At 42.7% G+C, this 17902-nt stretch carries 15 protein-coding genes and 4 pseudogenes; 11 read left to right on the top strand and 8 right to left on the bottom strand.

What is annotated here, in order from left to right:
• Positions 1 to 33: 33 nt before the first annotated feature.
• Entirely contained in the window at positions 34 to 1125 is a 1092-nt protein-coding gene (locus tag AM379_RS00495; RefSeq protein ID WP_045143047.1) for a DUF4236 domain-containing protein, read from the bottom strand.
• Between the two features lie 235 nt (positions 1126 to 1360).
• On the opposite strand from AM379_RS00495, the gene AM379_RS00490 reads away from it, so the two are divergent.
• A complete protein-coding gene (locus AM379_RS00490; protein WP_072048460.1) occupies positions 1361 to 1639 on the top strand; it encodes a YkgJ family cysteine cluster protein in 279 nt (92 codons plus the stop codon).
• A gap of 2 nt (positions 1640 to 1641) precedes the next feature.
• Here AM379_RS00490 and AM379_RS00485 read toward each other — a convergent pair whose 3' ends face one another.
• Positions 1642 to 2235: a hypothetical protein gene (locus AM379_RS00485; RefSeq protein ID WP_045143046.1), complete on the bottom strand. Its 594-nt coding sequence runs from the start codon at positions 2233 to 2235 to the stop codon at positions 1642 to 1644.
• 707 nt (positions 2236 to 2942) lie between these two features.
• On the opposite strand from AM379_RS00485, the pseudogene AM379_RS00480 reads away from it, so the two are divergent.
• The 3 genes and pseudogenes from AM379_RS00480 to AM379_RS00470 form a co-directional block, all read left to right on the top strand.
• Positions 2943 to 3383, top strand: a pseudogene (locus AM379_RS00480) (YagK/YfjJ domain-containing protein); the annotation flags it as partial.
• A 485-nt stretch (positions 3384 to 3868) separates the two neighbouring features.
• Positions 3869 to 3997: pseudogene (locus AM379_RS24290) on the top strand (recombinase family protein); the annotation flags it as partial.
• A 130-nt stretch (positions 3998 to 4127) separates the two neighbouring features.
• Positions 4128 to 4490: a hypothetical protein gene (locus AM379_RS00470; RefSeq protein ID WP_072048459.1), complete on the top strand. Its 363-nt coding sequence runs from the start codon at positions 4128 to 4130 to the stop codon at positions 4488 to 4490.
• On the opposite strand, the gene AM379_RS24055 is transcribed toward AM379_RS00470, so the two are convergent.
• Positions 4455 to 4706: a hypothetical protein gene (locus AM379_RS24055; RefSeq protein WP_154820316.1), complete on the bottom strand. Its 252-nt coding sequence runs from the start codon at positions 4704 to 4706 to the stop codon at positions 4455 to 4457. The two genes, AM379_RS00470 and AM379_RS24055, sit on opposite strands and share 36 nt — an antisense overlap.
• Positions 4707 to 4722: 16 nt before the next feature.
• Between AM379_RS24055 and AM379_RS24285 the strand changes: the two genes are divergently transcribed.
• From AM379_RS24285 to AM379_RS00450, 3 genes are read left to right on the top strand one after another with little or no spacing between them, the layout of a single operon-like run.
• A complete protein-coding gene (locus AM379_RS24285; protein ID WP_050737110.1) occupies positions 4723 to 5373 on the top strand; it encodes a CPBP family intramembrane glutamic endopeptidase in 651 nt (216 codons plus the stop codon).
• Positions 5374 to 5375: 2 nt separating this feature from the next.
• On the top strand, positions 5376 to 6629 hold the full coding sequence (locus tag AM379_RS00455) for an HlyD family secretion protein (RefSeq protein WP_045143229.1): 1254 nt from the start codon (positions 5376 to 5378) through the stop codon (positions 6627 to 6629).
• Entirely contained in the window at positions 6629 to 8833 is a 2205-nt protein-coding gene (locus tag AM379_RS00450; RefSeq protein ID WP_236900320.1) for a peptidase domain-containing ABC transporter, read from the top strand. Before AM379_RS00455 ends, AM379_RS00450 begins: the two co-directional genes overlap by 1 nt.
• 129 nt (positions 8834 to 8962) lie before the next feature.
• Here AM379_RS00450 and AM379_RS00445 read toward each other — a convergent pair whose 3' ends face one another.
• Positions 8963 to 9577, bottom strand: a complete 615-nt coding sequence (locus AM379_RS00445; RefSeq protein ID WP_045143235.1) for a recombinase family protein — start codon at positions 9575 to 9577, stop codon at positions 8963 to 8965.
• 315 nt (positions 9578 to 9892) lie between these two features.
• Here AM379_RS00445 and AM379_RS00440 point away from each other — a divergent pair, with 315 nt between their 5' ends.
• Both AM379_RS00440 and AM379_RS00435 read left to right on the top strand, forming a co-directional pair.
• A complete protein-coding gene (locus tag AM379_RS00440; protein ID WP_181010274.1) occupies positions 9893 to 10996 on the top strand; it encodes a hypothetical protein in 1104 nt (367 codons plus the stop codon).
• The gene (locus tag AM379_RS00435; RefSeq protein ID WP_045143231.1) at positions 10993 to 11940 is read left to right on the top strand and encodes a hypothetical protein; all 948 of its coding nucleotides are present in this window, start codon (positions 10993 to 10995) and stop codon (positions 11938 to 11940) included. The genes AM379_RS00440 and AM379_RS00435 overlap by 4 nt, the downstream gene beginning before the upstream one ends.
• A 351-nt stretch (positions 11941 to 12291) precedes the next feature.
• On the opposite strand, the gene AM379_RS00430 is transcribed toward AM379_RS00435, so the two are convergent.
• The 4 genes from AM379_RS00430 to AM379_RS00410 form a co-directional block, all read right to left on the bottom strand.
• Positions 12292 to 12888 (bottom strand): hypothetical protein, encoded by a 597-nt coding sequence (locus AM379_RS00430; RefSeq protein ID WP_045143232.1) that lies wholly within the window; start codon positions 12886 to 12888, stop codon positions 12292 to 12294.
• Positions 12872 to 13240, bottom strand: a complete 369-nt coding sequence (locus AM379_RS00425; protein WP_106503355.1) for a hypothetical protein — start codon at positions 13238 to 13240, stop codon at positions 12872 to 12874. Before AM379_RS00425 ends, AM379_RS00430 begins: the two co-directional genes overlap by 17 nt.
• Positions 13230 to 13994 carry a lysozyme inhibitor LprI family protein gene (locus AM379_RS00420; RefSeq protein ID WP_172972899.1) on the bottom strand — a complete coding sequence of 255 codons (765 nt, stop codon included), beginning with the start codon at positions 13992 to 13994 and terminating at the stop codon, positions 13230 to 13232. The genes AM379_RS00425 and AM379_RS00420 overlap by 11 nt, the downstream gene beginning before the upstream one ends.
• Before the next feature lie 259 nt (positions 13995 to 14253).
• A complete protein-coding gene (locus AM379_RS00410; protein WP_045143234.1) occupies positions 14254 to 16170 on the bottom strand; it encodes a recombinase family protein in 1917 nt (638 codons plus the stop codon).
• Positions 16171 to 16268: 98 nt separating this feature from the next.
• Here AM379_RS00410 and AM379_RS24535 point away from each other — a divergent pair.
• Both AM379_RS24535 and AM379_RS24200 read left to right on the top strand, forming a co-directional pair.
• Positions 16269 to 16484 (top strand): annotated as a pseudogene (locus tag AM379_RS24535) (hypothetical protein); the annotation flags it as partial.
• An 81-nt stretch (positions 16485 to 16565) separates the two neighbouring features.
• A pseudogene (locus AM379_RS24200) lies at positions 16566 to 17564 on the top strand (integrase core domain-containing protein); the annotation flags it as partial.
• Between the last annotated feature and the right edge of the window lie 338 nt (positions 17565 to 17902).

Below are 17902 nucleotides of genomic sequence, written 5' to 3'. Positions count from 1 at the left end.
TGGTCAATTATTCGCAGTATAAAAATGACAAAGCTAAGCAGAAATGACTTTTTTGCTAAGAGTTTCGATTGAATGTGAAAAGCTTTCTCCATAGCCAGTTTTAGACAGTTGTAATAACTCATTTAGTCCAGAATGACTTGTAAACGAAAGGTTTTCATACAGACATATAGGAAGTTCTGAATTGTCTTTAAATCTTCTGTCTGGGCCTCCAGACTTGTTCACATACTTCCATGTCCTGCCAACGACTATGGCATCTCCAGGTACACCTTCGCTTTCAATGAATCGGCTATCACCAACATTAACGAATAGCTGGTTATAACCAACAGCGCCTACACCTTCACGGTCATAAACGAGTACTCTGTCTGGAAAAAAATGTAATGTTTGGCGACCGACATTGATAGCAATCGTCTCAATATTTGTTTTAACAAAGGGAGGCTTTGATTTGCTGATAGAGGTTACTTTTCTGCGTAGTAAGTTACCAGCTCCGGCATGATACTTGGGGTCATAAACGGCTCCAGAAGCCTCTATATGCCATACTTTTGAGCAGCTTGCGAGCTTTGCTCCACTATCATGAAGTTGCTGGTAACATGCCATCATTTGATCATCAAAGTCATAAAAAAGCACAGTAGTCTTTCTTAGCTGATCGTACATGTAAGCAAAAACAGAGATTGCTACCCCTGCGATAAATCCTATAGCGATGCACCACTCAGGCCATGCCTGTGAAAAACCGTAAAGTAACAGCGCAATCGAAAGGCACATGACCAAGGGCCATATTTGTGACTTCTTACGTTTGTTGTTCAACTCTTCAAGTAGTTCTCGGGAACTTGAATCAACGATTTCCGAGATATGGGATGACTCGATTTCCTCAAGAGGTGCATGTGTAGTGGCATGTTCTATTGGGGAGTCGTCTGGTAAATGTTGAACCTTCTTTCTGTTCTGTGGGACCAGGCTTGGTGAAAGCGAAGCACGATAATAGACCCCGCCAGCGCCGATGTGGATGTAATTTCCTCTTGGGCCAGTACCAAACCTCAGCCCTTTTATACCAATAGATGCACCGACTCCTGATTTGGATAGGTTGAATCTCATCGGTCCAACGCGAATGCTCTTCTTAACATAAAAGCTCATAGTAACTCCTTGTAATAAGTTGCATGAAAATGCATCTGAGCAAGATTTTACACTGAAAAAATGAAGAGGTTAAGAAAAGCATATGGGGGTATTTATGCTTCTATTCCCATATTTTCAATACATTGAAAATGAATAGTCACATTACTTTAAAATGTGGACATATACGGCAAACTATCAGCCAGTAAGACATTCTGTTACTGTCAATGACCAATGGACGATGAGCAAGGAATCAGTAATGAAATGTCGTACCGATTGTGGGGCTTGTTGTACTGCCCCATCGATTTCAAGCCCAATCCCAGGAATGTCGCAGGGTAAGCCTGCTAATGTAAGATGTGTTCAGTTATCTGAAGATAACCTGTGTAGCATCTTTGGGTCGCCCCTACGCCCAAAAATATGCATTAGTCTTAAACCATCAATAGAAATGTGTGCTACGAACCGCGATGAGGCTATGATTTACCTTATACAGTTGGAAGAGGCAACAGCGCCTTCGGATGAGAACGGCGTCCACCTATAATTTTATGTGACATTGTTTTGTTTTTTTAACCTCTCATTTTCTTTGCGCAAAGTTTTAACTTCCTCTAATAAGGAGGCGTCGGAAGCTGCAGTTAGCGACGATTTCTCAATCTTCGATGGCCCACGTCTTTTCGTGACAAGTTTATATTCAGAATCAAAACGCAAGTTAACGTAACTATGCTTCGAATCGGGTTTGGTGGCCTTGTAGGTCGTTTCATAAACCGAGCATCTTTTTGTTGAGCTTATGAACATAGAATCGCCACAGAAAACCATTTCAGGTGCTGACAGGTATGCTACGTTGCCTTCACAGACGAAAAGATAACACAACGCTGATTGGCGATTTTTTAATATAGTTATGCTCAGGCGAGCAACGCCTATGTGTTTGTGCTGAGGAAGACGTTGTTTAATCTTTCTAACTCGATCTACTTCGCTTTTATCGAGTCCCCGTCTTTGGGCTATGGTTGAGAAAGAACGCTCAAAATCGAGATGTAAATCAACTTCTTTATTGTCAACCCGGTTCAGTTTTACGTTGGAATCGCGAAGAAAATAAGATTCGCTTTCTGTTCTTTTGGGAAAGATTGTAAAGTACAATTTCATGGTTACATCCACTTGGATTTGTTGTTGATGCCATTATTTATCATCTTTCACGGACAATCAAAATTTGTATGTCCCATAAGTCGTGACATATAAAGACATGCATTTATAACTTATTGATATATATGTTTTTTTATTTGCGTTAAAACCCTTGAATGAGACATGCAAAGGACATCTATTTTTGTATGTTATTGTTTTTTAATGTTTTAATTTTTCATTATAATATATAGCAACTTCGGCTGCGCCTCGTTGAAATCATACCCAAGCAATAATTCTGAAAGAACTCGAGCGAAGCGAGTTCAGACGTGAGCGTAGCGAACGGATGACAGGGATCAGCCTAATCAGAACTTTTAATAACATAATATAACTACTACGAGTCGCGTAGCGACGAAGTATCACGCAGTGAGCGAAGCGAACAAGTGATAGTCCTACTGTTAACATTCAAAAATGCTGTGTGTCACTTCGGCTTCGCCTCGTGAAACTTCGTCGCTACGCGACTCGTCGGTAATAATTAGGTCGGTAGATTTGGTAAGGTAAAAGACAGTGATCTGAATATACGTTAATTGTATTTGTTTAAAGCTGTAATGTTCTTCGTTCGTGATTCATCATCCTTCCAGATCTCACACATTGGTTTTCCTGTATCGTTTCATTGCTGTGCTCCCCAATTTCAAAGAGGATACAGTCTTCGATTGGCTCAACCTTTTCGCTCTAACGAATACATACGCAAACTGTTCAAACGATTACGTGCCCGCCTGGAGTCAGGGAACAACGGTTTATCGGAACCTATTATCGATTTTGCTTACGGTTGGGTTTGCGAACAGGAAAAGGCTTCACAGCCCCATTACCATTGCTGGATTGCACTTCCACATCGTTCGGTAAGGTGGTTTGGAACTCCTGAAAGAGGGATCGCTGGTATTATTACGGAAATCTGGATGAAACTGACAGGTGGTAAAGCAACGCTGGTAAACTTGTCTAAAGCCACTAAAGACTATCCCGAGCACTACGTCATTCATGGAGATGCTCATGAATCACTTGATGACCCGGTATTCTGGCTTTCTTATCTGGCAAAAGAACGAGGGAAGTCGCAAACAGGGAAGGGAACGCGCTTGTATTCAACATCAAAATTGAGTAGTAAAGCACTGAATTCGTAAATATCGCACAGGAAGCCCGTAGAGCGTTTTTCTTTACAAGGCATGCAATTGTATTACCAATATCATAAAAATCGATTACAGCTTAGCTCAGAGCGTTTTAAGGCATGATTTGAACCTGATTAACTTTGGCTTCGGTCAGTTGCTTGATAGTTCAACGATAGTTGCTTTGCTTATAGATTCATACATTTCTTCAAAATTCCGAGCGAAGCGAGGGACTCGAACGTAGTGAGTGTCTAATGTCTACTATTATATTTTTATATTTTATATATAGAGAAAAGTAGACATATCCGTATGCTTTTTAACCAGCTTAGCTATCCGTCTTCGCTTCGCTTGACGAAACTCGCTTCGCTCGAGGTCTTGTCTTTTTAGTTGATCTAAACGAAGTAAAGGAGGGGGATGATGAGTTTCAATCAGTCTGATTTGGATATTTAACTTGATACCCTTCAAAAAACGTACTTAGCGTACGGTTGAACTTCAGACCCCGATACTATCAACAAGTATAAAACTTGAATATCCGGGAAACAGCTGAAGCAACTGGCTACAGCTCTTCACAGGCCTGTCGGATACAAGCATCTTATCGAGATATGCCAGTGAATAAAATCAATAAGCAATAAAAAGCAAACTCAATTCAATCAGTCAATAGGTTGCGTTTACATTTATTTACATAAATTCACTTTATCCATACATTTCTGTCGTGTGATAGTGCAATCGCACTTTATGTTAAAATGTAAAAGAGGGATTTTTATGTCAAATATCAAAGAATTAACTTTAAGTGAAATAGAACTAGTTAGCGGTGGTGGAAACTCTGGTGACCATGAACATAACTTCAACAGTCACTCTGAAACTGGAGCACGTAACACGCTGGGACGGAATGCACCGACACATATTTACAGTGATCCGGACACATCTAGGTGTGGTGATGCTGTGTTTAGTGGGATGGTCGGTGGTGCAATCAAAGGTGGCCTTGTTGGAATGGCAAGAGGAACTATTGGTGGAGCAGTTACCGGCCAGTGTCTCTCCGGTGGTGGAAATGGTAACGGGGGAGGAAATACAGCCGGTTCCAGTCATTGTTCAGGAGGTGACATCGGCGGTACTTGTAGCCGATAAGTAAGTATCAACGGAGGATGCTGCAATGGTTATTAAAATATTGTCTTTTATATTAAGTTTATTACTGGGTTTTGCGCTATTAAGTGGCTCCTCCATTATTGACCTATCCTGGTTTTCCTTACCTGAGGAGTTTTCAAAGATAGTAATTACATTGATTACTCTGTTTTCCACTGCTAAATTTACAGATATGATTTTAGCAAAAATAAAAACTTTCATAAAGTGACGCCTTGTAATGAATGAGCGTACGGGCCAAGTTATATATAGTAAACAAAGTGCTATCGTTTTTCTTATAGTGGTTGTTATATCAACCGTTGTAACCCTATCCCCGGCTTTTATGCTGCGCTATGTCGGACTGGATACTGCTTTTACTATTATATTTATTACCGAAATTCTAATTTCAACTTTCGTTTATTTTTTTTATCTGAAAAAGATTCCTGGATGTATAATAAAAATGAGTGGAAGTCCGGCTTCAGTTAAATTTTCAGTATTTTCATTCCTCATAATTATTTTTATACAACTTACTGTTTATTGCTACAGAAACTATTTATACCATTACGAACCATCACAGATAAACTGGATAACGGTTATAGTAATGACATTAGTAGTTCCCTATTATGAGGAGATCATCTACAGAGGCTGTGCCTTCGAGGTTGCATGCTCAATTTACAGAAAAAACCTGGTCATTCCGTGTGTAATAACTTCTTTGTTTTTTTGTCTAATGCATGGGCAGTATTACAATATGCTGGATCAGATGATTCTTTTTGTTGTATCGATGTTATTATTTGCTGTTAAAATAAAAAGTAGATCTCTTTTCTACCCTATATTAATACATTCAAGTATGAATGCATTTGTTATATTATTAAATATTCAGAGTGTTTTATAACTATGAGTATATTCAGGGAAGAAGCTTTAAATCATCACAGTGATACTGGGTACGGAGATATTGTCTTACCCACATCATTCGGCATGACAGTATACGCCCTTACAACAATATTCCTGGTTTTGAGCATCGCATTATTTATTTATTTTGATAGTTATACCCGTAAGGCACATCTTACAGGCATCGTTATGCCTTCATCAGGACTGGTGAAAATAACACCTCAATATGCCGGATACGTCACCCGACAGACTGTTTCAGAAGGTCAGCATGTCATCGCAGGTGAGCCCGTTTACCATATCAGCGGCGAGCATTATAACGAACAGGGCACAGGTACGCTGGCTGCCATGGGCATGTCCCTGAGAACTCAGTATGCCATGCTGTCTTCTCAACAGGCTCTCGAAATGCGTGACAACAGTCAGCAGCAGCACGCCATAAAACAGCGAATTGCCTCCCTGAAACCTCAGATTAAAAGTGCAGAGCAGCGCCTGTCGCTTGCCGGGCATCAGGTTGCGCTGGCCGTGTCCGTCATGGAGCGTTATAAAAAACTTGCCGGTACGCATTACGTTTCAGATATCGAATACCAGCAGAAGCAGATTGACGTCTCCACGGCACAGCAAAATGTTGAGGATCAACGTCAGGGGCTTCTGCAATTACGCACAGCAATGGAGGCCGCTGAAGACGACCTTATCCATCTCATCGTTCAGGGCGAAAGCCGGAAAGCTGAACTGGACAGGCAGTTACAGGGGATAAGACAGCAGCAGGGCGAACTGGCCGGACAGGAGCATTTTACGCTCACCGCTCCGGTATCCGGAACCGTTGCCGCCGTGCTGGTCAGGCAGGGGCAGTCGGTCAGAGCATCTGAACCTGTCATGACGCTGGTCCCCGACAATGCGCGTCTGCAGATAGAACTCTATGCCACCAGTCAGAACGCCGGATTTGTCCAGCCGGGGCAACGTGTTGCACTCAGGTTCGCTGCTTTCCCCTATCAGAAGTTTGGTGTTCAGTACGGGACTATTCGTGAGATAAGCCGTACAACGCTGACGCCGTCAGATTTACTCTCCGTATCCCCTGTCACCTGGAGGGAGAATGAAGGGCACTACCGTGTGATTGTCGAACCTGAGAATACTTTTATTCTGGCTTATGGCAAAAAAGAACCTCTTCGTCCCGGTATGACCCTCGAAGGGGATGTCAGCCTGGATACACGTCATTTGTGGGAGTGGCTGACAGAACCGCTCTGGAGCCTGAAAGGAAAACTGTAATGGGAGCATTGAACTGGACAGGGAGAAGACAGCTTCCCCTCATCCGCCAGACAGAGTCAGCGGAGTGTGGCCTGGCGTGTCTGGCAATGATGGCCAGCTGGCACGGTCTGCAGACGGATCTTCCCACCCTTCGTGAACGCTTCAGTATCAGTACTCAGGGAATGACCCTGCAGAGGCTGATTGAATGTGCTGCCGGTATCCGTTTGTCTTCCCGCGCCGTCAGGCTGGAGCCGGAAGACCTGAAGTCTCTTTCTCTACCCTGTATTCTCCACTGGAACATGAATCATTTCGTTGTACTTCATAAGGTTCGTGGGAGCAGGCTGGTTATACATGATCCCGATAAGGGGAAGGTGACAATTTCCCTGACGGACGCAGGGAAGCACTTCACCGGCGTCGCGCTGGAGCTAATGCCGGCAAGCGATTTCACTGCAAGTGATGAAAGAAAGAAAATTCGTCTACGCCAGCTGACAGGAAAAACACCCGGCCTACTGGCGGCAATGTCCCGCATCATCGTTTTTGCCCTGGCGCTGGAGATACTGACATTAGGAAGTCCTCTTCTCAACCAGCTGGTTATCGATGAAGTCCTGGTCGCCGCCGATCGAAGCCTGTTGACCGTTATTATCATCGCCCTATTACTGCTGTCACTTACCCAGATGCTGCTGTCGTTGGCCCGTCAGTGGGCCAGTATTACCTTGTCCGTTAATTTTAATATGCAGTGGACTGCCCGGGTGTTCCATCATCTGGTTCGTCTCCCTCTCTCCTGGTACGATGCACGCAGTAAGGGGAGTATTAACGCGCGTTTTGATGCGGTAGACACCATCCAGCAGGCGCTGACCACGCAGGTACTTGAAGGCATTCTGGATGTGCTGCTTGTGGTGACTGCGCTCTGCATGATGTTGTTATACAGTCCTGAAATGACGCTGATAGCGGTACTGGCAGCAGTCATTTACGGCGTGCTGAGAGCGCTCTGGTATCCGTCTCTTCGACAGTCTGCAGAAGACGTCTGGGATGCTGGGGCCAGGGAATCAGGATATTTTCTTGAAACCCTTAACGGGATCCTGAGCCTGAGAATAAACGGTGTGACTGCATTTCGGGAAGCCGCTTGGCTGAATCTTAACGTCACCCGGAGAAATACGCAGTTGCGCCAGAGTCGTCTGCTGATGTGCTATGACATTGCGCACACCCTGACCGGCAGTGTGGTATCGGCGGTTATTTTGTGGAAAGGTGCCGGTGAAGTGCTGAATGGCACCTTTACCGTCGGTATGCTGGTTGCCTACTTGTCTTATCAGATGCGTTTTTCTTCAAGTATTAGCAGCCTTACTGACAAGTTTTTTTCGTGGCGAATGCTTGCTGTTTATAATGAGCGTCTGGCTGACATTGTGCTAACCCAAACAGAAGGGCATCAGCAACGGCCCGTTCATGAAGACGTCAATACTTCTGTCATTACCTCCGTAGTCAGTGGGAATCCGGAAGCTCATCCCCCGTTATCTATCGAGCACATCTTATTCAGCCACAAGGGCGGGAACAAACCGATACTTCGCGGAATTTCACTGGCGCTGCAGCCGGGTGAAGTGGTGGCCATTACGGGTAAATCTGGGTGCGGAAAATCGACGCTGGTGAAACTTATCCTGGGGATTCATATTCCTGATGAAGGGACAATCAGAACATTTGGCATACCGCAAACGCACCCCGATTATTTTCAGGTACGACGTCGGATTGGTACCGTATTGCAGGATGATCACCTTTTCAGGGGATCCATTGCAGATAACATCATTTTCTTCAGCGAAGACCGCAATCAGGAAAGAATGATCCAGTGTGCCCGTCTTGCGCTGATTGACACTGATATCATGGCAATGCCAATGGGATATCAGACATTAATCGGTGAAACCGGTGGTGGACTCTCCGGAGGGCAAAAGCAACGTATTTTGCTGGCAAGAGCGTTGTACAAACAACCGGGGTTTTTATTACTGGACGAAGCGACCAGCCACCTTGATGTTGAGAGTGAAATCCAGATAAGCCAGACACTACGCCAGTTGGGGCTACCTGTCCTGCTGGTTGCCCATCGCCCGGAAACCATTGCCTCTGCAGACCGGATTCTGTATCTCGCAGATGGATATTTGGAAGAACAGAAATGCCAGTACACAGGGGATAATGATTATACAGCTTATGAAGCCAATGATGATAATGTGGTTAAGGAGACCTGACTATCAAATATGCTATATTCAGCGGGATATTTACACTTGAATGACCAAAAGATAGTATGCAATGTCTGCACCTTACTCAAGGCGGGCGGTCATATCCGAGAGCATTCTTCCGATGTAATTCTAATATAATTAGCTTACTAACTCCTTCTTGATTCGGTAGAAGGTGGCACGGCTGATATCTGCCGCTTTCATGATGTGGGCTGGTTTAACGTTCTGGGCCAGCATTTCGCGAACAGTCTCACGGGCTTCCATATCTTTTTCTTTCCCCGTATATAAACCTGCCTGTTTTGCTCTCTCGATCCCCTGTGCCTGGCGTTTACGGCGGGTTTCATAATCTTGTCGTGCCATTGTCGCAAGGATATCGATCAGCATAGAGTTGACTGCCCGAAGAATGCCGCTGGTAAGGTCGTTACCGGACATTTCAACCATCTGCCAACTCGTCGGTAAGTCCATTGATACGATCACCAGCCCTTTACTGTTCAACGTAGCTTTGAGTTCAGCCCATTCTTCATGTTGAAGACGACTGAGACGGTCAATCGCTTCAATTAGAAGCAAATCGCCAGGCTGTGCTTCCGCAAGTAGGCGCATCAGTTCCATACGTTCCAGCTTCGCACCACTTGCATTCTCAATGTATTCTCCGGCAACCGACCAGTTTTTGCTTTGCGCAAATTCGCGCAAGCTTACTAATGCACGATCAGCATGTTGGCCTTCAATAGATGCACGGCAGTAGATTCGGATATTCATTATGAATTCTCTTTTGAATATCGAGTTGATACCCATATGATACATCACGTCGTTATGCTGTCAATAGAGTTTAATTTAACCCTATTGAGACTTTGTATCATGGTCTTAATCAGGTATACCCAAAAGAGATATCTTATCAGCAATTTCCCTTGCGGATATTTGGGGGCTTGATGGTACAAAACAGGGTAGTCAAAAAATCTAGGCTAAATTCATTCTCCAATCGCGCCCCTATATGGGCTTCCTTGTAAGTGTTGTTGCGCATCATCATTGTTCAGGTGTAATTTTAGGTAACCTCCTAAAAACACAGAACATCAAATGATGAAACGCCTCGTAAGAAATCCTGGAAAATTTGAAGCTCTGGAAGTATTTACAGCATTTAGCCGTGAACATGACTACAAACTAAAATCACCAGAGGACACTGAAAAATTTCTTGAACAGTTTGGCGAATCGCTCAAAGCTTCACAGGAAAATCAGATACTACTTCACGGGAAACGCATGGAAGCGTGTTTTGGTCAAGTTGCCGCCGGACTACAAGGGTGTCGCCTGATAAAAACTGAAGACACTGGTGACGTCATTTCTGATGATGCTGATATTTTACTACCTGACTATAGACTCGTCCTGAAGGACGGTCGGCAGATATTCGTTGAGGTGAAAAATACTAGTGTCCCAAACCCAACATCAACATACCTACTGAGAAAGGACTACGTAGCAAAACTTCAACGCTATAGTGAGCTAAATGGTGTTCCATTGTATTTTGCAATCTATTACCGTTGTCTCAGGATGTGGACATTGCTGCCTGTGAATTCATTTATTGAACTGAAACACAAGTACGAAACAACACCGATACATTCACTTGCAAACAATGAAATGGCGATGCTCGGTGACGTGAACGTCGGGACTAAGCCCCCTCTTGTTTTCGAACTGGTAGCTGACAATAGTAAAGATGCCTCTGTCGATGAAGAAAATCGTGCAAGTTTCATTTGCGGTGACGTGAAGATGTACTGTGCCGGGAAAGAGATTGAAGATCACGATGAGAAGAATATTGCTTTCTACCTGATGCGGTTTGGTCGCTGGGAATGTGGCGAACCAGAGGGAGAAATGGATGAAAACGGGAAACTTCACAGCGTGCGCTTCACGTTTAACCCTGAATCATTAGAGGACTTTGAACGCAACGGTTTTGCCATGTTTGGTAGCCTCAGTTCGATGATAACTGAAGCATACAACGAGCATACCGTATATGAGCAAGAAGTGACTGCTATAACTCCGAAAGCTGACCCTGACGTATTCTCTGTTGAGATTCCCAAGGATTACAAAGGTAAGGCTCTTGGTTTGTGGTGTTTCATTATGCAAGCAAATCCTGATTTCAAAATAGGGTCTGAGGAGAAAATGCATTACGAGTACACGGTGGATAAATCATGACATTCACTGACTGGCTAATTCTAAACCAGCACACCAGCGATATATCTAAAGCCATTGAGTCATTACGACCAACAACAGATTATGTGAAAGATTACATCTTCCCTGTTACGATGGCATTTGCTTCAGCCTTTCTGGGAGGGGTGTCAGCGGTCTATATCAACAAAAGACAAGAGCAACAAAAAATCGCTAGAGATAATCTGATTACTTCCATACAAGCTGTAGCGCTAGCACAAGATTGCCTGAGTAACCTAGTTGCCATCAAAACCAATTACCTTAAGATAGACAGTGATGAGCCACTTGTAAGGGCTGGTGCTTTTACAACGATAATCACTAAGTTTGATGATGTAACATTTAGTACAAACAGCTTGTATTTTATACGTCCAATACCGACCGCGAACAAAAAACTGTATGAGTCAGTCGTATGGAAAATTAAGCATCGTATTTTACGAATGAAGATTAGAGCCCCGTCATCTGAAGAGCTAAGGGGAACCTGGCGAAACAGTGTCAGAGTAGGGGCTTTGTTCGGAAACTACAACGAGGCAATGGGTTTACTCAGATACAGAAACGAGTTGAACGAACAAGTTAAAGATAAGATTTCGATGTATGGTGACATTCTGACGCTCGAACATGTCCAACAGACGCTTGGAAAAAAACTTTGTGGGGGCTTCATTGACATCACTGAAACCTCTATCGCGCTGATAGATCATGTAATCGTTGAACTTTATCACTTTCTTTCTGAGTTTCCTGCTATCGCAGAAAGCAACATTGAGTTAAGTCGAGTCAGGGAATGGGGAGGTGTGCCGACTTATGAGAACAAACAAGCGGCGTTTTTGAAGTGTATAGAACCAATTAAGAAACCAGACTTTAAAAAGTTCTTTGCTTACACAGGGATGTCAGAGCAGGAAGCGCGGGACAAGTACACGTTCAAGTCATGGTTTGACTAATAGAGAAGCGTAATCTTAGTGTTAAGTATGACTCTCGTGACACAAAATGTCCCGTAAACTTGTTCCAGTTACATTGCTGTAGATGTGCAAGAAACTTGTTAATGGTTAGTCAGATCAGAAGCAAATACATACCTACTACAAATGAGATACAGAATGGGATACATTGTGGGCTACAACCCGCATTCCACCGCCCCTGGTGCCTGATGAAATGGGATACAAAGCTGACTTATCGGTCGGGTATACTTTTTTATCGAATCCTAAACAGCAGAACATGTATTGATTAAATAACTTAATCCGTTGGCGAGTAATGCAGGGGGGATTCGCCCCTGCATTTGAAAATCCTGTAGAACGTTACTTATGGCAAATTTCCCGGTCATAGACTCCACCATTTACAGCCAGCATTTGCCTTTTCTTCTTTGAAATCATACCCGTCATGATTTGCGAGCCATCTAAAAAAATACCTTCAAATGTTCCAGGGCGTGCATTCCTTCCGGCAATAATCACAGTATCTCCCACGTTTAACGCAGCAACTTTATCGTTATCATAATCCGTATTTTCGAAAATGAATTTTAATCCTTCATTCGAATCAGGGACATATAACGTTACTAACGGTTTTTTACTGAAAGTGGCTGTACCGATGCTTTTAATTTTACCAATCACCATCAAACGACACTTCTTGAAGTCATTCGTTGCCCTGAATTCGTGTTCTTTAAACCGCGCATAAACTTCCCCGGTAGTATACGCTCTTGGAAGTATATCGATTATTGATGGTTTGGATGGTTGTTGTTTTTGTTGAAAATAAGTTGAGCCTCCATTTGATACCTGTATTGATTCGGATGTACTGGCTTGGCATGGTGTTATTAATAATCCGTTCAACACATAAAGCCCGAAGGAGATGGCGACAGTTGCAATCGATTTTTTAAAGTGACGTTTAGAGTGTGCTCTCATTTTGCTTTTCCATAACTTCTATCTTAACAATATGTTCCCCATTGCGGTATATTTTCACGTTGTCAGTTGGGGACTTAACTGCATTACGGATCTCATTCATTGTATCGTTAGATAACATACCGCAGCCTTCCATATACATAACCTTACGGATATTGGTATCTGATGTATTAGTGAAGCAGCTGCTTATCCATGAAACAGGTATTTCGACTCCATGTATCAGCTTCATATATTCAACGATAAACGTATCTGTCAAGTGAAAATGTCCAACCATGTATTTCCCGTTATAGGTTTGACTAGAAGACGAAGTTATCCAGTCGTTTTTTAAAACCAAAGTCAGTGCATTATTTTTCATTTTCAGATTCTAGTTCAATAATACGGTTGTTCGTCATGTCGGTAAGACATTTCTGTTCATTATTGCAACCGGATTTTTGCTTTATCCATTCTCTTTGGGAAGGGAGTAATCGTTTTCTAGTTTCAGGGCTAAGGTTTTTCCAGACCGAATTTAGTTTCTCATCGCTTGCTTTATAACTATGTGTATCGACATTTGAGGTTACTGCATTGTTTTTGGTGGCTTCGCGGTTGTTATTATAGAAAATGGGTGCGCGAACTCCTTGAGCGTAGTCTTTAGCTGCTTTGTCCCACACACCTTGACCATTGGCAGTCAGTATTTTTCTGAACTCTGTAGTGTTGAAACTGTAACTGCGGATCTCGCCATTGAAATCTAGTTTCACGTTGACGGTGGTTGAGTTCGCAATGCCAGTCAAGAAATCCCCAGCTTCTGAACCAAGTGAACAGACTAATTCCTTCGTATCGTCGTTATTCTTTGGGCGTAGTCCGTGCATCGTGAATCTGCCGTTATCAGTTGTAGCAGTGATATCTACCAGCGGCACGATCGAGGATGATTGCTTTGTTATCGCGAAGCATATTCCCTTCAGATTTACATCCCTGTCCATTCCGAGAAACATCAGGGCGTTTTTGTCGTTGCTGGCGACACCTGCTGATTTCGCCTCTGGCAAGAAATAGACGGTACTGGAGGCGGCGGTAATACCTGAAATGAGCACAACGCCTGACGCCATGATTTTTAATGTTTTTATAAGGATAGTCATTCTGGATACCTTCTTTCTACTGCAGTCCATCGGGGGGCAGAGCACCATCCCGTGAGTCTTGCTTGTAAGAAACACTACTCGAAGAATCATGATCTTACATTGATCTGTAAAAACTATCAATAACTTGAAATTGATCTATAAAAACGATCATTTATGGTGTGAAGAATCCCGAGAATGCTTTGATGTAACTGAAACGGAGATAAGGCTATTGGGAGCGTTGGTAAGCTCCCCCTTGACAGGTATGCAAGGGGAGAGTGATTTACTGTGAGAGTTTTTTTAAGTCTTCCAGAGAGTTAATCTCGTATTTAATACCGTTGACTGTTGCATACGATTTACTTGTCGTACTATCTACCTTGATAGCCAATCCATTGCCTTCGTCTTGGTTTACACCATCCTCCAGCTTGGTTATAAACGTCGGGTTTAGAATGCTGACTTCATGCTTGTCCTTAATATGCTGTGCAAATTTTTCAGGTGAAATCAGTTCATCAATGAAGGAGTGCAACACTAGTCCTTGCATTTTTAGTAAGTCATGATCATTTACTGTCTGTGCTTCTACATACGAAACACCAGGTGATCGGTTTCGATTGAACTTAATCACGATTCTCTGTTTTGTCTCGTCGGCGAAGGTTACTTCAAAATGACTATGCCGCCCATCAATGTCATAACAATCAATACGTTTGATAGCTTGCTTAATCTTCAGCCTAATTCGCTTACGGTCAGGGTTCTTAGTGTCATGAACATCGAAATTTCGAAATTGATCCCAGCCAGTAGTTTGGATTTCAGAGCGACGGATTTTGTACTGCTGAAATTCTCGCTCAAGCGTTATTTTTTTCTGGTTATTGGCATTAATCTGATCTGCCAATTCTTCGAGTTCATCTGTCAAAGTTGCAAGCTTTAGCAGCTTTTTAACAGCTTCTGATGCCTTTTCAATTTCAGATTCATACCAGGCCGTTTTATCTTCTTGGTGATTGTTCCAGACATGATCAGCGATTAGTTGCAAAACAGTGTGCTCAAGCTGGTATGACGTAAAACCTTTTTTACCGCAAGGTTTACCCTGAACAATTTTCGAACCACATATATAACGGTACTTGTTTTCACTTGAACCAGATTTGAACATGAAAGAACCACATTTGCCGCAAAAAAGAATACCGATACCTGAGAGTAGCGGGATTTCTGGTTCAGGGTTACCTGCTGGGTATTTTGATGAATTACGAGTGATGGCGCGGTGTCGATCTAATTTCGAAAGTGTCAAGTAGTCCACTTCCGACATAAGAGCAGGGTAGTAATCAGGAATAATGAAGGTTTCTTTTAACGGCTCATCTGATTCGGAATCGTATATGATGACACCTGATTCATCGCGTTTATCCAGCGTGAAGGTTTTTTGTCCATGAACAGTGGGGTTCAAAAAGGTTCTGATCAAATGTTTACCCCATTGTTCAGTTTTGGGGGGGAGCGCTTGACCGGTCTGGTCTTTATAAACCCTCTTTTTAGGGGCAGGGTAATGTTCGTTAAGATATCGTTGGATTCCAAGAAGAGTTTCGCCGTTTTGTTTAAGTTCGATAATCTTCTGAGCAGCGGTAAAATATATAGGATGTGGAGTAACGTATCCTGATTTTGTATCTACCCACCAAACATTCTGACCGACAGATTCTATTGCTTTTGCTGGTGTGCCCGATTTTCTTGTCAGGTTCTGTCGTATCAACGAACGGGCCTGGGCTTCAACTCGATTCTTTTTTGTCAACGATTCGTCGTGGGCGCGTGTGAACATCAACAATGAAATGATTAAATCAGTTGGATTATTCTTTACGTCAGCGTACTTATAGACCTTTTCATCCATGCCAGTAACAACGACTATCCCCCTGCTAAGTATGTTCTTGAATATATCCAAAGCGCTCCAGGCATCATCACGACTAATGCGGTCAAGATTTTCGACTACTAGCCACGAGCCAACGGGAACTTTAGCCCCAATCTGCTTGATGAACTCCGATAGCTTCCCTTCATGAGCATTTTTTCCTTTGAACGCAGACATGCCGAGATCGTGGAAAGCCGTTGTATCAAGTTCGAGATTATAGCGGGCCGCAATTTTTAAAGCGGTATCTTGCTGACGCTCCAGGGAGTTACCTTCCCGTTGTTTCACAGATGAAAAACGTACGTATGAATACAGCTTGGGTTTCATTGAGTGTGATTCCCTTCGGATGATATTGATTGATCAGATAGACCTGATGCTAACAGCATGAATGTGAATTTTAAACAGTGAATAATTATATGTTAGTCAAGCCAGCAAATGTAAGGTGTGTTCAGTTATCAAAAGATAATCTATGTAAGATTTTTGGATCCAACCTTCGTCCTAAAGTTTGCAGTAGTCTACAACCGTCTCTGGGAATGTGTTCAACAAATCGAACAGATGCCGTGACCTACCTTATCAAACTTGAGAATCAAACTTGCCCTGTAACCGTAAGCATCTCACATAATAGTTTCATTCACATTTAGAGAGACGCGGGCATAATCAATCAGCCAACAAAGGAGATCGCCATGCGTATAGTCCGTTTTACTGAATAGCAGATCATCGCCATGATTAAGTCGGTTTAAGCCGGACGAAATGCCAAAGGTGTAGGGCTGAAGGCAGACCTTTCTGAAGACACCTGCTACAACTGGAAGCCCCATTACTGCGATATAGACGTTTCTGATACTAAAGATACTGGATCTTAAGTACGAGAACAGACATCTTAAACAGATGATTACCAGCCTCTAATCCTGAGCTGGTCATTTATCTAATCAATACATCCGGACTCAGTATCCGTCAGCCCAGTAGTTGTATAAACTAAGCTGAGGGGTTTTACCATTACCGTCCGGATATCTCATGTGACGAACCCGTTATTGCTGCATTGCAGGCGGTAGTAGAATGATATCCACGATACGATTTTTGCTAGCTGTACTTGATTCTGCGACGACAGGGATACCCGTGGCATCACAATAGGATCCACCCTATTTATACTCTGCTGAAGCTGAATTATTGCCGTCAGGGCAAACAACTGTTATCGGTGTGTAATCCCTCAACACTTGTCCTTATGGAAACACTAAACCAAAGATGATCGATTTTATGCATGATTCCTTAGTCTGTTGTCGTCGTTTTCGAACGTTTAAAGTAGTTCCAGAATGTAACCGAGAGGAGTTGCCGATTTAAATTGGCCTTATTTACCCGCTCCATGAGTGGTCTAGGGATCCGATAGGATTACGATAAAGTGCGGCTATCCGGCTATGGTGCGCATGGATAAAGGTCCGGAGTGTATTTTGCTGGTAATGACGAATGTACAGAGAAACATACTGAAACTGGAATTTAACCAGTCGGGTAAACCGAAGCAGATTGCTTTCAAGAGCATTTTAACCGGAGATACCATATAGGAGAACCTGATTATTATCTGTACAAATCACTGAATGAAGCACGAGAAATGACGGAAAAAATTGTTGTCAGAATATAGCCGTGAACGCCTGCATTAATTGTTGAATGATATGATAACGGAGGAATACTGCAAAAAAATATCTGGTCGGGATCTCAAAAATGCATGGGACAAAAAGGATCTATTAACAAATTTTACTAGGAAGTTTAGCAACGTTAGTGACAATTATGTTAAAAAATATAAATACATTATATTATTAAGAAATTGTATGCTATTTGTTCATGTTAAACAATTGTCTTTGCATTTCCTCGCGTGTAAAATGTACAAATGTATTAATGAAATGTTAGGTTGTATAAAGTTTATAACATTAATAGAAAGTATATTTGGATATTGATTTATAAAAAGCATGTTGCTTACGAGGTAAGGTTTTATGATCATTCGAGTATGCTTGATTATATTAATGCACTATCAGTTGGTTGTTCTACAGAGGGGGCAATCACTTATTGTTGA

The organism is Enterobacter cloacae complex sp. FDA-CDC-AR_0132, assembly GCF_003010695.1.
GTDB lineage: Bacteria > Pseudomonadota > Gammaproteobacteria > Enterobacterales > Enterobacteriaceae > Enterobacter > Enterobacter ludwigii.
Note: the sequence above shows the minus strand (reverse complement) of the source record. Positions and strands in the feature narration are given on the sequence as shown.

Excerpts from the sequence above, each read along its gene's own strand:
- AM379_RS00450 (WP_236900320.1), top strand. The coding sequence starts at position 6,629 with ATGGGAGCATTGAACTGGACAGGGAGAAGACAGCTTCCCCTCATCCGC.
- AM379_RS00410 (WP_045143234.1), bottom strand. The coding sequence starts at position 16,170 with ATGAAACCCAAGCTGTATTCATACGTACGTTTTTCATCTGTGAAACAA.
- AM379_RS00420 (WP_172972899.1), bottom strand. The coding sequence starts at position 13,994 with ATGACTATCCTTATAAAAACATTAAAAATCATGGCGTCAGGCGTTGTG.
- AM379_RS24285 (WP_050737110.1), top strand. The coding sequence starts at position 4,723 with ATGAATGAGCGTACGGGCCAAGTTATATATAGTAAACAAAGTGCTATC.
- AM379_RS00440 (WP_181010274.1), top strand. The coding sequence starts at position 9,893 with ATGATGAAACGCCTCGTAAGAAATCCTGGAAAATTTGAAGCTCTGGAA.
- AM379_RS00470 (WP_072048459.1), top strand. The coding sequence starts at position 4,128 with ATGTCAAATATCAAAGAATTAACTTTAAGTGAAATAGAACTAGTTAGC.
- AM379_RS00490 (WP_072048460.1), top strand. The coding sequence starts at position 1,361 with ATGAAATGTCGTACCGATTGTGGGGCTTGTTGTACTGCCCCATCGATT.
- AM379_RS24055 (WP_154820316.1), bottom strand. The coding sequence starts at position 4,706 with ATGAAAGTTTTTATTTTTGCTAAAATCATATCTGTAAATTTAGCAGTG.
- AM379_RS00495 (WP_045143047.1), bottom strand. The coding sequence starts at position 1,125 with ATGAGCTTTTATGTTAAGAAGAGCATTCGCGTTGGACCGATGAGATTC.
- AM379_RS00425 (WP_106503355.1), bottom strand. The coding sequence starts at position 13,240 with ATGAAAAATAATGCACTGACTTTGGTTTTAAAAAACGACTGGATAACT.
- AM379_RS00445 (WP_045143235.1), bottom strand. The coding sequence starts at position 9,577 with ATGAATATCCGAATCTACTGCCGTGCATCTATTGAAGGCCAACATGCT.
- AM379_RS00485 (WP_045143046.1), bottom strand. The coding sequence starts at position 2,235 with ATGAAATTGTACTTTACAATCTTTCCCAAAAGAACAGAAAGCGAATCT.
- AM379_RS00455 (WP_045143229.1), top strand. The coding sequence starts at position 5,376 with ATGAGTATATTCAGGGAAGAAGCTTTAAATCATCACAGTGATACTGGG.
- AM379_RS00435 (WP_045143231.1), top strand. The coding sequence starts at position 10,993 with ATGACATTCACTGACTGGCTAATTCTAAACCAGCACACCAGCGATATA.
- AM379_RS00430 (WP_045143232.1), bottom strand. The coding sequence starts at position 12,888 with ATGAGAGCACACTCTAAACGTCACTTTAAAAAATCGATTGCAACTGTC.